At 41.3% G+C, this 16,292-nt stretch carries 8 protein-coding genes and 1 pseudogene; 4 read left to right on the top strand and 5 right to left on the bottom strand.

The features are described 5' to 3' along the window. Positions 1-375: 375 nt before the first annotated feature. The 3 genes and pseudogenes from QVP90_RS05695 to QVP90_RS05685 all read left to right on the top strand — a co-directional run. Positions 376-2,257, top strand: a pseudogene (locus tag QVP90_RS05695) (DNA topoisomerase 3); the annotation flags it as partial. Between the two features lie 422 nt (positions 2,258-2,679). Continuing rightward, positions 2,680-4,653: a PorE family type IX secretion system protein gene (gene porE, locus QVP90_RS05690; RefSeq protein ID WP_005933469.1), complete on the top strand. Its 1,974-nt coding sequence runs from the start codon at positions 2,680-2,682 to the stop codon at positions 4,651-4,653. 175 nt (positions 4,654-4,828) lie between these two features. After that, complete coding sequence (locus QVP90_RS05685; RefSeq protein WP_007482187.1) at positions 4,829-5,884, top strand: linear amide C-N hydrolase; 1,056 nt, start codon at positions 4,829-4,831, stop codon at positions 5,882-5,884. A 121-nt stretch (positions 5,885-6,005) separates the two neighbouring features. Here QVP90_RS05685 and QVP90_RS05680 read toward each other — a convergent pair whose 3' ends face one another. From QVP90_RS05680 to QVP90_RS05670, 3 genes are all read right to left on the bottom strand, one after another. Continuing rightward, positions 6,006-7,367: a dipeptidase gene (locus QVP90_RS05680; protein ID WP_021935894.1), complete on the bottom strand. Its 1,362-nt coding sequence runs from the start codon at positions 7,365-7,367 to the stop codon at positions 6,006-6,008. A gap of 109 nt (positions 7,368-7,476) precedes the next feature. Then, positions 7,477-8,553: a chorismate synthase gene (gene aroC, locus QVP90_RS05675; protein WP_005933466.1), complete on the bottom strand. Its 1,077-nt coding sequence runs from the start codon at positions 8,551-8,553 to the stop codon at positions 7,477-7,479. A 75-nt stretch (positions 8,554-8,628) separates the two neighbouring features. Further along, complete coding sequence (locus QVP90_RS05670; RefSeq protein ID WP_005933465.1) at positions 8,629-9,486, bottom strand: helix-turn-helix domain-containing protein; 858 nt, start codon at positions 9,484-9,486, stop codon at positions 8,629-8,631. Between the two features lie 229 nt (positions 9,487-9,715). Between QVP90_RS05670 and QVP90_RS05665 the strand changes: the two genes are divergently transcribed. Further along, the gene (locus tag QVP90_RS05665) at positions 9,716-14,056 is read left to right on the top strand and encodes a fibronectin type III domain-containing protein (protein ID WP_005933462.1); all 4,341 of its coding nucleotides are present in this window, start codon (positions 9,716-9,718) and stop codon (positions 14,054-14,056) included. 240 nt (positions 14,057-14,296) lie between these two features. On the opposite strand, the gene QVP90_RS05660 is transcribed toward QVP90_RS05665, so the two are convergent. Both QVP90_RS05660 and QVP90_RS05655 read right to left on the bottom strand, forming a co-directional pair. Then, complete coding sequence (locus tag QVP90_RS05660) at positions 14,297-15,517, bottom strand: lipoprotein N-acyltransferase Lnb domain-containing protein (protein ID WP_005933457.1); 1,221 nt, start codon at positions 15,515-15,517, stop codon at positions 14,297-14,299. 56 nt (positions 15,518-15,573) lie between these two features. Next, the gene (locus tag QVP90_RS05655) at positions 15,574-16,275 is read right to left on the bottom strand and encodes a calycin-like domain-containing protein (RefSeq protein ID WP_021935893.1); all 702 of its coding nucleotides are present in this window, start codon (positions 16,273-16,275) and stop codon (positions 15,574-15,576) included. Positions 16,276-16,292 lie beyond the last annotated feature (17 nt).

Here is a 16,292-nt window from a genome sequence, read left to right as displayed (position 1 = left end):
CTCTCCCCAACCCTCTCCGTGGGAGAGGGCGTACAGATACTCTTGTTTATTAATTAGTTACAAAACCAACTTAGCTCCCTCTCCCACGGAGAGGGCTGGGGGAGAGGCTTCATTATCCACGCTTCAGATGTTAAAATCAGAGGTATATATTGTAAAAAACTCTACTGCTTCTCTTAAATAATGTTGTAAAACATACTTTTTTGCTTGGATTATTTGCAGATATCCTCAAAAGCCGTACATTTGCATCGTGTTTTTCATAGTATTAGATTTAAGGTTAACAAAGGTTGGAGCAAGGCGTTGCTCCTTTTTTTATGTCTATACCTCTCGTAACTTTCCCTGTTTTTGCTAACTTTGCATGATTTTAAAAACAAAAGAATGATAGTTTGTATTGCCGAAAAGCCCTCTGTGGCACGTGATATTGCTGATATTTTAGGAGCCAGAACCCGGAAAGAAGGGTATATCGAAGGAAACGGATACCAAGTGACTTGGACGTTCGGCCATCTTTGCACTTTGAAAGAACCGCATGAATATACCCCCGGATGGAAATCATGGAGCTTGGGTAGTCTCCCTATGATTCCTCCGCGTTTTGGCATAAAACTGATAGAGAATCCTACTTATGAGAAGCAGTTCCATATCATCGAAGGATTGATGCAACAGGCTGATGAGATCATAAATTGTGGTGATGCCGGGCAGGAAGGGGAATTGATTCAGCGCTGGGTGATGCAAAAGGCCGGAGCACGTTGTCCGGTGAAACGTCTCTGGATCTCTTCATTGACAGAAGAAGCTATTAAAGAGGGTTTTGCGAAGTTGAAAGATCAATCGGACTTCCAGTCGTTGTACGAAGCCGGGCTTTCCAGGGCAATGGGAGATTGGTTGTTGGGGATGAATGCTACCCGTTTGTATACTATTAAGTACGGGCAGAACAAGCAAGTTCTTTCTATCGGCCGTGTACAGACTCCTACGCTGGCATTGATCGTCAACCGGCAGTTGGAGATTGAAAACTTCAAGCCGGAGCCTTATTGGGAATTGAAAACGGTCTATCGTGAAACTACATTCTCGGCGACGAAAGGAAAATTCACTTCCAAAGAGGAAGGACTGGAGTTTCTGGAAACGGTAAAACAATCGGATTTTGTGGTGACGGATGTTTCGGCAAAGAAAGGGGTGGAGTATGCACCCCGTCTGTTCGACCTTACTTCACTACAGGTGGAATGCAATAAAAAGTTTGCTTATTCCGCTGATGAGACTCTGAAACTGATCCAGTCGCTTTATGAAAAGAAAGTGACTACCTATCCGCGTGTCGATACGACTTTCCTTAGTGATGATATTTATCCGAAGTGTCCGGCTATTCTGAAAGGGCTGAGGGATTATGAAGTTTTGACTGCACCGTTGGACGGTGCCAAGCTTCCAAAATCCAAAAAAGTATTCGACAGTTCGAAAGTGACCGATCACCACGCTATTATTCCGACCGGAGTATATCCGCAGAATCTGACGGATATGGAACGCCGGGTGTTCGATTTGATTGCCCGCCGTTTTATTGCGGTATTCTATCCCGATTGCAAGGTGTCTACTACCACCGTATTGGGAGAAGTGGATAAGATCGAGTTTAAGGTGACCGGTAAACAGATTCTTGAACCGGGTTGGCGGGTTGTTTTTGCCAAAGAACAGGTTGAGGAGAAAGAGGGGGATGAAGAGCGGGTATTGCCGGCTTTTGTGAAGGGGGAGAGCGGGCCGCATGTGCCGGATTTGAATGAGAAGTGGACGCAACCTCCGAAACCCTATACGGAAGCTACCCTGCTTCGTGCCATGGAGACTGCCGGTAAATTGGTGGATAACGATGAGTTGCGCGATGCTTTGAAAGAAAATGGTATTGGCCGTCCGTCAACACGCGCTGCCATTATCGAGACCCTGTTCAAGCGAAACTATATCCGTAAGGAGAAAAAGAATCTGATAGCTACCCCTACGGGTGTGGAACTGATACAACTTATCCATGAGGAACTCCTGAAATCGGCCGAATTGACCGGTATATGGGAGAAGAAATTGCGTGAGATTGAAAAAAGAACTTATGATGCCCGGCAGTTTCTGGAAGAATTGAAACAGATGGTTTCGGAGATTGTGACAAGTGTATTGTCTGATAATACCAACCGTCGCATTACCATACAGGAAGCTGCGGCACAAATAGCAGAAGAAAAGCCGAAGAAAGAGCCCAAAAAACGTACCCGAAAACCGGCTGCTCCAAAAGAAAAGAAGCAGGAAGAGAAGAGTGCGGAAAAGGCAGTTGAAGGATCCGGAAAGGAGGGAGTGCCAGTTACCGGTGAGACGGATCTCTTGGTCGGTCAGCCTTGCCCGGTGTGCGGTAAAGGCACTATTATCAAGGGGAAGGCGGCTTATGGTTGTTCTGAATGGAAGAATGGGTGTACTTTTAGAAAGGCATTCGATTGAGATAGCTTTACAATTACTTGGGAGTTTTGCACGTTTCATGGATGTGAGACGTGCGTCTCGCAACTGTGTGACGATCGTTTCATAATTGTGAAACATGCGTCTCTTAATTGTGAAACGCTTTGAAGAAAGGAGCGAATACGGAAAACATCCGGCAGGTATACCGAATGATCACATCGTTATAGCAAAAGATGATAACCGTTTACAATAAACCTCTCTTTTTTCTGTTTATATACTAAGATTATGTGCCGCAAACTTATCTATATACTTCTACTTTTCCTGCTGGCTTCCTGTGGTGCAGGACGCAGTTTGAAGAGAGCCGAGCAAAGTTATGCCCGCGGCGAATACTTTGATGCAGCCAAATATTATCGGAAAGCCTATGCGGCCACTCCCCCGAAGCAACGGAAACAGCGTGGAGAGATCGCTTATAAGATGGCCGGCTGTTATCGTCTCATCAATTATAATGTGCGTGCCAAAGGGGCTTACATGAATGCCATCCGTTATCACTATCCGGATTCGGTAACCCATTTCTATCTGGCAGAGAGTTTGCGGAAGAATGGCGAGTATAAACCGGCTATTGCCTCCTATAAAACCTATCTCCAATATCGTCCTAATGATACATTGGCGTTGAATGGCTTGCAATCCTGCACTTTGGCACAGGAATGGAAGGAGCACCCTACACGACATATAGTGAAACGGGAAGCCGTTTTCTTCTCCCGGCGCAGCGATTATTCCCCGATGTATGCCGGAGACGATACGGATATCATCTATTTTACTTCCACCCGGAATGAGGCAAAAGGAAATGATCTGAACGGTATCACCGGTATGAAAAGTGCCGATATATTCTCTTCCAAACGTGATGAGAAGAAAAACTGGCAAAAGCCCGAACCGTTGGAGTCGGAAGTGAACAGCGAGTTTGAGGATGGTGCCTGTTCTTTCTCGGCGGATGGTAAAACCATGTATTTTACCCGTTGCCGGACATCGCCCGAGGCACCTGTGTATGCCGAGATATTTGCTTCCGCACGTACCGGCGCCAATTGGGGGACACCGACTAAATGTGCCATTCTGAATGATTCTCTTTCTTCAGTGGCTCATCCTGCCATGTCTCCGGCGGGAGATTTTCTTTATTTTGTATCCGATATGCCCGGCGGATTCGGCGGACTTGATTTGTGGCGCATCAATGTAGTGAAGGACGGTTTCGGATATGTGGATAATCTGGGGCCTGATATCAATACGGCCGGTGACGAGATGTTTCCTACGTTCGGCCCTAAGGGGGAGTTATACTTTTCTTCGAACGGGCATCCCGGTATGGGAGGGCTCGATATATTCTGTGCAGTGCTCGACTCTGTATCCGGGCGGTGGAAAGTGGAAAATATGCGTTCGCCTATTAATTCTGCCGGAGATGATTTCGGTATGACTTATGAGCCGGGGCGGCAGCGTGGTTTTTTCTCTTCCAACCGGGGAGATGCGCGCGGATGGGATCATATTTATAGCTTTGAATTGCCGGAAGTGAATCATACTCTTACCGGCTGGGTATATGATAAAGAAGGCGATGCGCTGCCGGAAGCTATGGTAACCATAGTCGGTGACGACGGTACTTATCTGAAAATAGATGTGAAGAGAGACGGGTCATTCGTTCAACGTCTCAATTCCGGACAGCATTATGTAATGTTGGCCTCTTGCCGTGGTTATCTGAACGGGAAACAGGAACTTGTAACGGATACGGCCCAAGTTGACCGCAGTTATGAGGTTGAATTCCCATTGGCCTCCATTACCCGTCCGGTGCTAATCGAGAATATTTTCTATGAATTCGACCGGGCAGACCTTACCCCTGCATCGACTACTGCGCTTGACGAACTGATCGCTTTGTTGAACGATAACCCGAATGTAACCATCGAGCTTGCTGCTCATTGTGACTATAAAGGAAATGACGCTTACAATGAGCGTCTTTCGCAGAGACGTGCGGAATCGGTTGTTCGCTATTTGATTAAAGGAGGTATTTCCGAAGATCGCCTTACGGCAAAAGGATACGGAGAGAGCAAACCGAAAGTTGTGAATAAGTCGGTGCTGAAGACAGCTCCTTTCTTGAAGGAGGGGAATGTGCTGACAGAGGAATTCATTAAGACACTTACTCCGGAGCAGCAGGAAATATGTAATGCGATTAACCGCCGTACCGAGTTCCAAGTATTGCGTACCACCTACGGATTGTATAAATAAAACTATCTTTTCGAAAACTTGTTCTTCCTTCCATTTGTTCTTATTAAAGATAACGTTAATTCGATATAAGGAATCATGCTGCATCGTTTCTCCTCCTTTCCGGAAAGAGGGAAAGCCATGCGGGATAAGAGTTATGTCGGACTCAGGTTAAAGATTTAATAAAGATAGTAAAGTGATGAAGAAATCAAAAAAAGGAATGGCGGCCTTGATGGCGCTTGCTGCTGCATTTTTAATGTTTGCACAGAAGTCCGAAGCATGTACACGTGCGGTGTATCTTGGGCCGGATAATATGGTGATAACCGGGCGTACAATGGATTGGAAAGAAGATATCATGTCCAATCTTTATTTGTTTCCACGTGGTGTAAAGCGGGTCAGTTATGATAAGGGAGAGGTGGTGAACTGGACTTCCAAATATGGAAGTATTGTTGCTTCTGCCTATGATCTCGGTATTTGTGACGGAATGAATGAGAAAGGACTCGTAGCAAGTCTGCTTTTCTTGCCGGAATCAATTTATACGCGTCCGAATGATACACGTCCGGTGATGGGAATCGGAATCTGGACTCAATATGTGCTTGATAATTTTGCTACAGTGAGCGAGGCTGTGGCAGAATTGAAAAAAGAAACTTTCCGTATCGATGCACCTCATCTGCCCAATGGAGCGGCTTCAACGTTGCACATGGCAATTACCGATGAAACGGGTAATACGGCTGTTTTAGAGTATATCGACGGAAATCTGATTATTCACGAAGGTAAACAATATCAAGTGATGACTAATTCACCACGTTATGATCTTCAGTTGGCTGTGAATGATTATTGGAAGGAAGTGGGTGGTCTGCAAATGTTGCCCGGTACCAATCGTTCGAGCGACCGTTTTGTGCGTGCTTCATTTTATGTACATGCCATACCGCAGACTGCCGATCCGAAAATAGCAGTCCCCAGTGTACTGAGCATAATGCGGAATGTATCTGTGCCATTCGGTATTTCTACTCCGGATAAGCCACATATCTCGTCTACCCGTTGGCGCTCTGTTTCCGACCAAAAGGATCGGGTCTATTACTTTGAGTCGACATTGACTCCCAATCTTTTTTGGATTGATTTAAAGAAGGTAGACTTTAGTCCGAAAGTTGGTGTGAAGAAGTTAACACTGACTAATGGCGAAATTTATGCCGGTGAAGCGAATAAGGATTTTAAGGAAAGCAAAGGCTTTAATTTCCTGTTCAGACTTCCGTAGACAGGGAGTAGTTGATAGTTAGTAGTTAGTAGTTGGTAGTTAGTAGTAAGTAGTTAGTAGTAGGCTGCGCTATATGCCGCATGGAACTTCTAACTCCTTACTCCTTACTCCTAACTCCTCACTATTTTCCGTATTCCTTATAAAATTCTACTACCGCTTCGATTCCTTTTCGGAAGATATCCAATGAGAAATTTTCATTGGGAGAATGGATGGCATCTGATTCCAAACCAAATCCCATTAATACGGTTTTGATTCCCAATACCTGTTCAAAAGTAGAGATGATAGGAATGCTTCCTCCACGGCGTACTGCTAACGGTTTCTTGCCGAATGCAACTTCGAATCCCTTTTCAGCAGCTTGGTAAGCCGGAAGGGAAATCGGACATACATACCCTTGTCCGCCATGCATCGGAGTCACTTTAACTTGTACTGTTTCCGGGGCAATGGAACGGATGTAATCTGCAAACAGTTCTGATATTTTATGATGATCCTGGTGGGGAACTAACCGGCAGGATACTTTGGCAAATGCTTTCGAAGGAAGAACTGTTTTGGAGCCTTCACCCGTATATCCTCCCCATATACCGCAAACATCGAATGACGGACGGCAGCTATTACGTTCGAGGGTGCTGTATCCTTTTTCACCGAATAATTCTTTCACCCCGATAGCAGCTTTATATTTCTCTTCATTGAATGGGATGTGTGCAATCATTTCCCGTTCTGCTTGAGGTACTTCCTCCACATCGTCATAGAAACCGGGGGCAGTGATACGACCGTCGGCATCTATCACTTTGCTTATCATGCTACAGAGCACATTGACAGGATTGGCTACCGCACCACCAAAATGTCCGGAATGAAGGTCGCGGTTTGGTCCGGTCACCTCTATTTCCCAATAAGCCAGTCCACGTAGGCCGGTGGTTAATGAGGGCAGGTCGGCGCCCAGCATACTGGTATCCGATACCAATATGATATCTGCTTTCAGTAGTTCTTTGTGCTCTTCACAGAAGGCTTCAAGACTGGGTGAACCAATTTCTTCTTCCCCTTCGAAAATGAATTTCACATTGTTTCTTAATAAGTCGTTTTTGACCAGATATTCAAAAGCTTTCACTTGAATAAATGCCTGCCCTTTGTCGTCATCCGCGCCACGTGCCCAGATATGTCCGTCGCGTATTTCAGGCTCAAACGGTTTACTTTTCCACAATTCTAAAGGTTCGGCCGGCATCACATCATAGTGGGCATATACAAGCACTGTTTTTGCATTCGGGTCTACAATTTTTTGTCCGAATACGATCGGGTTTCCTTGAGAAGGCATTACGATAGCTTCATCAGCCCCCGCCTCCAGTAACAATTGTGTCCAACGCTGTGCACATGCCAGCATATCATCATGGTGCTCCGGTAGTGCACTGATACTTGGGATACGGATGAGGCTGAATAAATCTTCCATCATCTTCGGTTCGTTTACTGCAATATAATCTTTAATATAAGCCATTTTTTAGTAGTTAGTAGTTGGAATTGGTAGTTGGTGGTTAGTACCTGGTAGTCAGTAGTTGGTCTTCAAACAACACGCTGCATAGATTCTAACTACCAGCTCCTAACTCTTAAATTTGTGTCATTCTATCCAATAAGTAATAATCGAGTATTGTCATGGCAGCCATTGCTTCCACGATAGGAACGGCACGTGGTAAAACGCAGGGATCATGCCGTCCGCGTGCTTTCAGAGTGGTGTCGATACCATCGATGTTTACGGTTTCCTGTTCCATAAGCACAGTAGCTACCGGTTTAAATGCGACACGGAAAAAAATATCTTGTCCATTACTAATACCACCCTGGATTCCTCCTGAGTGGTTAGTACGCGTTTCGATGCGTCCGTTATGATTGTAGAATACATCGTTTTGTTCCGATCCTTTTTGTTTTAAGCCTTTGAAACCGTCTCCATATTCAAACGCTTTGGCTGCATTAATACTCAGCATGGCATTACCCAATGCCGCGTGCAGCTTACCGAACACCGGCTGTCCCAGTCCGATGGGGCATCCTTTGATAACACAAGTCAGTACTCCGCCAATGGTATCGCCTTCTCCTTTTATTTTATAGATAAGATCCTGCATCTCTTTTGCTTTTTCCGGATCCGGGCAACGTACCGGATTGGTTTCAATCAAGTCCAGATCGTAATCTGTATAATTCCCTTCCAACTTGATAGGGCCTACTTGTGATGTATAAGCCGTGATATGAATTCCTAATTGGTTTAATGCTAATTTGGCCAAGGCACCGGCTACAACGCGTGAAATCGTTTCGCGGGCCGATGAGCGTCCGCCGCCGCGATGATCCCGGATGCCATACTTCACCTTATAAGTATAGTCCGCATGTGACGGGCGATATACATTTTCCAGATTGTTGTAATCGTTGGAATGCTGGTTTTCGTTCCATACGATAAAGCCGATAGGGCAACCGGTCGATTTTCCTTCAAAGATACCCGACAGGAATTCCACCTTGTCCGCTTCTTTACGCGAGGTAGTGATAACCGATTGTCCGGGACGACGACGGTCGAGTTCCTTCTGTACGAACTCTTCATCGATCCTGATACCAGCCGGAAAACCGTCTATAACTCCACCGATACCTTTTCCATGTGACTCTCCAAAACTGGTTAGCCTGAATATATTTCCAAATGAATTAAACATGATGTTGTGTGATTTAAGAAATTGTATATTGCAAATATAACAATTTATCCGACACTAAAGTTATTACCTTTACTTTTATTTATCGCTGTTCCGATATTGTTGCGGACTCATACCGGTAAGGCGTTTGAAATATTTTCCAAAGAAAGATACGTTCGGGAAATTCAGAGATTCTGCAATTTCGTGTATCGGTATGTTAGTCGATTTCAATTGTGCTTTGGCATCTACTATGACAACTTCCGAGATAATATCCATAACAGTCTTGCCTGTAACATGTTTTACAGTGTTACTCAAGTGTGTAGGCGTTATATTCATTTGTTTTGCGTAATATGTAATATTTCGTTCTTGAGTATAATGCTGGATAACCAGATGACCAAATGTTTTACATATTTCCTCACTTCTGCTTGAACCTGTTTCGCTTCGGATGGGTTGTTCATGATACATATCACTCAACCTATATAGAATGGAAAGAAGCATGCATTTTAAAATTTCAGGATTGTAAGGAGACCGTTTTTTATAATATACTTTCATCATGAGCCAAAAAAACTCTTCGTAGATAGAGGCAAACTCTTCAGGCAGTGACAAAACCGGATGGCTCTTTGTAATATAAATTAGGTCGATAATAGACTTGTTTTTGTTTAACCCATTGATAAATTCAGAAGAAAATACCATGAAATAAAGTTTTAGATCTCCTTCTATTTTGTTTATCTGGATGATACTTCCTGGTGAAAGGGTTACGAAATCATTCTTCTTTATGGTATACTCGGACAAATTAATACTTGCCTCAATGCTACCATTCATGCACAATACAAATATTTCAGCCTTAAGTCTACACGGATATCGTGTGTATAAGTTCAATATATTAAGATCAATATCGGCATTACTACCTATAACAAAATCTTCTGTTATGTCTATTTTAGGTAATTCTTGTTCCATAATCTTTTGGTTTATTGATGCACAAATATAGGTATATTTTTATAAATAGACTACATTACTTGAGTTATAGAACATAAAAGAAGAAAGATATATTTCCATATACTAATGATTTATAGTTTAAAAAAGAAGGGATACTTTAGTAATAGGATATAAATTAGTAGAAATAGACCTTGTTTAAAAATGGAAACTGTTGTTACTTTGCAGCGTTTTTAATCAATAATGAAAGAATATGAATAAAAGAAGATTACTTTTTGTTGTTGTTTCTGTCTTTCTTTGTGCATTCCAGAGCATTTATGCCGGGAATAAAGACTTGACAAACTGGATAGATGGCGGTAAGGACTATGGAAATAAGTATGCTTATGACACAGGATGGTATGATGCTACTGCTTCAGAATATACGATTTCTACTCCGGCAGAAATGGGGGCTTTTGCGGTAGCAAGTGCAACTGATGCATTCGAAGGTAAAACAGTGAAATTAGCAGCAGACCTTGACATGTCGAAATATGGATGGGTGTCTCTCGGTGCAGCAGGCTTTAAAGGTACATTTGATGGTATGGGACATACCATTACTGCTATGTCGTATAAAGATGAAAGTCAGGCTAAGGCTTGGGGGTTATTTCATACGATCGATGGAGGTACTGTTAAAAATATCGTAATAACCGGAAGTACTTTTGCTAATGAAAAATCGGGTACCAGCTGCCCTTCTGTAGGAGGTATTGCTTCTATCTTAAAAGGGAGTGGTGTAATATCTAATTGCGGATTTTCGGGGACTGTGCATCTTCCGTTTGATAAAGGAGCTGATAATTTGGCTAAGCAAAATGGTTTGGTAGGCGGACTTGTCGGTGTTATCGAATCGGGTACGGTTGTCAATAGCTATGTGATAAATAATGAACCTACTCTTCCTGCTTCCAATGATACCATTTATGGAAATATTGCGGGAAAATCTAATGGAACGATTTCCAATTGTTATTATTTGGAAAATGAAATTTATTTGGGAGCAGTAAATTCAAATCAGGAACAAGGAATTCAAGAGCAAGTGCAGGCAAAAGCGGTTGCAAGCTTTGCTTCTGGTGAAGTGGCTTATTTACTGAATGCAGCTGATGGCAATGCAGGAACTTGGGGACAAGGTGAGAGTATGCCAGTATTTGCTGGAGAAAATATTTCTGCTGTTTACAAAATAAGTTATCCGGAAAAACAGGAATATGGAGTTGTGAATGGTCCGGAGTACGCTTCTGCAGGCGAAACTGTGACTTTGACATCTACAGTGGAAGACGGTTATCTTATTAAAGATTTGGCTGTAACTGGTACAAAATTAGTGAATTATTCTACTTTTGTAATGCCTGCCAGCGACGTGAATGTTACATATTCGGTTGAAGCATTCTCTTCCAGTAGTATTGTAGCTTTCCCGGCTGAAGATATAAAAGGTGCTTCGTTCGTTGCAAAATGGAACAAGGTGGATGGAGCGACCGGTTATAAGATCACAGTGAAAAAAGAAGGTGTTGTCTTGGATGCTTACAATGCACTTGCTGTAGGAGATGTTACTTCTGTTATTGTAGAAGGGTTGAGACAAAATACGACTTATACTTATACTGTACAATCTGTAAAAGGTGAAACAACTTCTTTGGCTTCAAATGAAATAGTTGTGACTACGGGTGAAGTGTCTGCAAAAGTGGTTTCGGTAGATGGACGGGAAGTTTTGGTTGCTTGGGAAGTTGTTGAAGGTGCTGATCATTATGGCGCTACCATTACCGGTAAGTCGGGTCTGGTTAGCAGTGTGGAAACAACTGATTGTGAATACTTGTTTAGAGGATTGGATATTTCTGTAACTTATACTCTTGTTGTTGTCGCTTACAATCAGGAAGGTGATGCTATAACTACTTCTTTGCCGGTTGCGGTAACTACTGGAGTAGATTATGGAACTCAGTTAACAAATAGTACTTTTGAAGCTTGGGAAAAAGAAGGGGATGAAGCCGAACCTGTAGGATGGAACTCATTTATGAGTGGTGGTGGTAGTTTGGCTGGATTTACGAAGAATGTGCATATGGAGAAATCTGAGATTGTGCGTCCGGGAAGTAATGGCAGTCAGAGCGTTCGTATTTGGACGAAAGCCGTATTCGGAGTTCCTGCTAATGGTAATTTGACTTGCGGTAAAATCAATTCCGGTAGTATGGTAGCAACTGATCAGGCCAATCATAACAGAACTATAATGGAGGAACCGGAGTTTAATCAACCATTGAATGGTGCTCGCCCAGATTCGTTAACTGTATGGGTGAATTTCTCTTATAGCGGCAGTACTGCATGGACGGCTCGTGTGGCAGCTACGATACACGATGCGTATAATTATGCTGATCCGTCTGCAACATTAGATTCTTTGCACGCTGTGGCAAAAGCGGAGATGAATTATCCGGCTGTGTCTCCGAGTGGTGGCTGGCAACGTCTTTCTATTCCTTTTGATTATGAATTGAAAAATTTTGATGCTTTCTATGAGAAGATGAATAATAGTCAATATTGGAAAGACTCATTGAAAGTAGATAAGTTTGAAAGACCGACTTCTGCTGATTATATGTTGGTTACATTTGCCACAAATTCAACTCCGGGTAAAGGAACAGATGGAGATCAGGTATTGATTGATGATATGTTGCTTATCTATAAACCGGTCTTGAAATTAACGAAGAGTGTTTATCAACCGGGAGAAAAGATAACTGTTGATTATACTTTGGTGGGTACAATGTCTCCTTCCAATATAGATAAGAAGGCTAATGTCGTTTCATTGGAATTGTCTGATGCAACAGGAAGCTTTGCAAATCCGAAAGTTCTGACTGAAATTGTAACAGATAAGAGCGGGCAACTTATTGCTGATATAGAAGAGGATTTGATGGCTGGCAATTATAAAGTTCGTGTGGTTACTACCAACTATCCGATGGTATCTGAAGAGTTTTGTGTTGCTACCGGAGTACCTGCAGTGAATGTGGCAGCTGCTACTGATATTGAAGGAAGTGCATTTGTTGCTAACTGGGAAGTACCTTCCGTAGAACCGACAAAATATTTGTTAACTGTTAAGCAGGGCGATATTATTGTTGGGGAATACAATGATAAAGAAGTAGGAAATGTGACAAGCTACAATGTAGAAGGTTTGACGGAAAATACCACTTATACTTATGTAGTGAAGGCTGTTTATGATAAGGTAACATCAGGTGCTTCACAAGCTATTGAGGTGGTTACTGTTCCTGTTATAAAAGGAGCGGTTGCTACGGACATTGAAGAAAATGCATTTGTTGCTAATTGGGAAGCTCCTGTTTCAATACAACCTACTAACTATTTACTGACAGTGAAAGAAGGGGATGCTGTGGTAGAAGCTTATGTGGAGAAAGAGGTTGGAACTGTTCTAAATTGTAAGGTAGAAGGTCTTAAAAAGAATACAGTTTATACATATACCGTAAAAGCCGTTTATGGTAAGAATGTAGCGAAAGCTTCCGAACCGATTGAAGTGAGAACTTTAGTCGCTACAACGAAAGCATTAGCCGCAACAGATATTGAGGAAAATGCCTTTGTTGCTAATTGGGAAGTTCCCGTTTCTATGGAACCGACAAACTATCTTTTGACGGTGAAAGAGGGTGATGAAGTCGTAGAGGGATATAAAGATTTAAATGTTGCTGCTGTAACAAGCTATAAGGTAGAAGGCTTGAAAGTAAATACGGCTTATACTTATACTGTGAAAGCTGTTTACGGTGAACTTATATCTAAGGTTTCTAATGAGATAACTGTTACTACATTGGTACCTGCAGTGAAAGCATTGGATGCAACTGAAATCGAAGAGAATGCATTTGTTGCTAATTGGACAGCTCCTGATTCTATGGAACCAACCCAATATCTTCTTACAGTGAAAGAAGGTGATGCCGCAGTAGAAGGATACAATGACTTGGAAGTTGGAACTGTAGTAACTTATAAAGTAGAAAACTTGAAAGTAAATACGGCTTATACTTATACAGTAAAAGCTGTTTATGGTGAACAGGTTTCGAAAGAATCTAATAGAGTTGAAGTTACCACTTTGGTGCCTGCTGTAAAAGCATTGGCTGCAACAGAAATAAATATTACAACTTTTGTAGCTAATTGGGAAACTCCTGCTTCTATGGAGCCTACCAACTACTTGCTCACAGTGAAAGAAGACGATGCTATCGTAGAAGGATATAATGATTTAGAGGTTGGAATAGTAACAAGTTATAAAGTTGAAGGTCTGAAATCGAATACTGCTTATACGTATACGGTCAAGGCAGTTTATAATGATAAACTTTCGTTAGCTTCCGAAGCAATAGAAGTGACTACTCTAAAAGCTGTAGGTATTGGAAATATGACGGCAAACAATGCGATTTCCGTTTATCCGAATCCGGCAGTTGAATCTCTTTATATTGATGGAGTAACCGAGAATAGCGAATATGTAATTTATGATATATCCGGTAAAGCTATTGATGAAGGAACTCTTTTAATTAATAAAGTAGATGTTAGTAGTCTTAAGACGGGTATGTATTTTATTGAAACAGAATCAGGTAAAACTAAATTTATTAAAAAATAAAGTAGAAAACTGATTTAGAATCTATATTATAAAAGAAAAATTCCCTCAAGTGCATTTCATTTTTGCACTTGAGGGATATTTTTTGTTGTAATGTATTGAAACCATTCGTTCCATATGGATGAAACTATTCGTTTCTACTATACGGAACCATTAGTTTCTACTATACGGAACCATTAGTTTCATCGTATTGCAACTAATAGTTTCATTACTGCAGAACTGATATGAAAGTTATTGGTAATATTAAATATATGTTTTTAAATCAGATAATATTCTGATAAAGATTGTAGCTGCGAATAGATATATCTCGATAGGGATAATTTGACCACTAATAACAACACTTATGGGAAATGCAAGGAGAGACAAGCAAGTGAGGCTTAGCCATATTTTTATCCATTTGGCAGTACTGTTTCTTTTGAAGACGAATGCCAACATTAAATTAGTAGGTAATGCCCATAAAATGTTGCAATTACTGTTTACTAATTCTATTTCTGAAGTAATGATGAGGCTGATCAAGAGACATCCGAATATTCCACTGAGAAAAAATAACAATCTGTCAAACCATATATATTGTTTTCCTTTTTTTAATTGTAAATAAGAGAGGATGCATGCAATCAATAGCAGTAGAGAAAAAAAACTTTGTGTAATGGCAGTATTGGGTGCTTGTTTGAATACGGTAGGGGAACAAATCTTGTGCGAAGCCATGAGTATTGGTTCATTATTCTGACGTACTTCTTTCAAGAGCTCTATTAGACCGCCAGGATTGAAGGCTGCTTGGTATAAACTTATTGGATCGTCTGCTTTAGGACCGATCACAACGTTAAATAATAGATGTAACCAGCTATTTTGTAATGGATCTGATTGCTCGATGTCTCGATAAGTCTGATTGATGTTATTCACTTGAAAAGCATCCTTATCCCATTTACATTGTTTGAATAACACGTCTCTTAACTGTGTGCTACAATTGTTTGTTGGAACTTTGAATTTGTAAAAGCGATCTCCACTAATGAGGATTCGGTTTAATTCTTCCCATAGGCTTTGTTTTTGTTCTTTGCTGATATTTAAATAGTATTCATTAATGCCTCTTCCATCGTTTTTATATCGATCGGCGAATTTCTTAAAAGGTTCTCCATCCAGATATGATATAACTGTTCCTTGGAGGATTTTGTACGCGAAGAAAGACTGTTTATCTGAATATGATCCGAAATTAAAGATTACATCTATATTTAAAGTGGCATCTTGAATGCGTAGTGCACTATGTCCAAAACCTCCTTCGTAATCCGGAGTAGCCGAACAGGTAATAACAGAAACAAAAGCTTTTTCAGAAAGCTGTGGGAGCGATATTGACTGGGCGGATAGAATAATAGGAAGGATGGCCAAAGTAAAGAAAAGGGCCTTGAAGAGAGTGCTTTTGTATGACATATCTATTCTTAATTGTGGATGATTATAAAAGTCAAACTCCATCTACAGATTGTAATTATAATCTGTGATGGAGCTTGATTTGGGAATGATTGTGAAATTTATTTTTTTATGAATTTCACCGTGTTATCTCCTATTTTGATCAGATATATACCTCTTTGTAAAGCTGTTACATTGATCTCTTTGGTATTTAAGATACCTGATAGAGTTTGTACACCGGTTATGTTATAAATGTTATATTTTTGATTTTCTGCTCCTTCTACGATAAGCGCATCTATTTCAGCATTGTAATACACAACTGGTTTTTCTGTAGTAGTGCTTTGTATTCCGCTTCCACTTGTTTGGGTTCCTTCAAATGTAACGTCGACTATTAATCGTGCGGGGTATGTCGTCTCTACAACAAGAATCAATGATATCTCTTTATCTACTATTGTGGATCTGTTTAGATCTACACTAACTTCACCGATAGGGTCCGGTAAATTGACTTTAACATCTTCTTTGGGAAGAAGGACGATTGTATTTCCGTCTTTCTGTAATTCTACACTTGGGATTATGATATCTCCGAGTTCTATGGTTGAACCCCCGACAGAAAACTTAAAATTTCTGATTTCTAATCTGATATGATTATCATCTTCTGCTATGATATAAATGTCTTCCGTACTGTCCCCTGCGGGCATTCCTCCTACTTTTACCCCCAATGTACCATTGTACGTACCAGCAGCTTCCTGGCTTTGTGCATAACTAAGATTAGGCATTACGATTGCAATAAAAGCAATCATTACTTTAAGTAATTTTTGTTTCATAATAATTCTTTTTAAAC

The organism is Bacteroides sp. CAG:189, from assembly GCF_000432295.1.
GTDB classification, from domain to species: domain Bacteria; phylum Bacteroidota; class Bacteroidia; order Bacteroidales; family Bacteroidaceae; genus Bacteroides; species Bacteroides salyersiae.
Note: the sequence above shows the minus strand (reverse complement) of the source record. Positions and strands in the feature narration are given on the sequence as shown.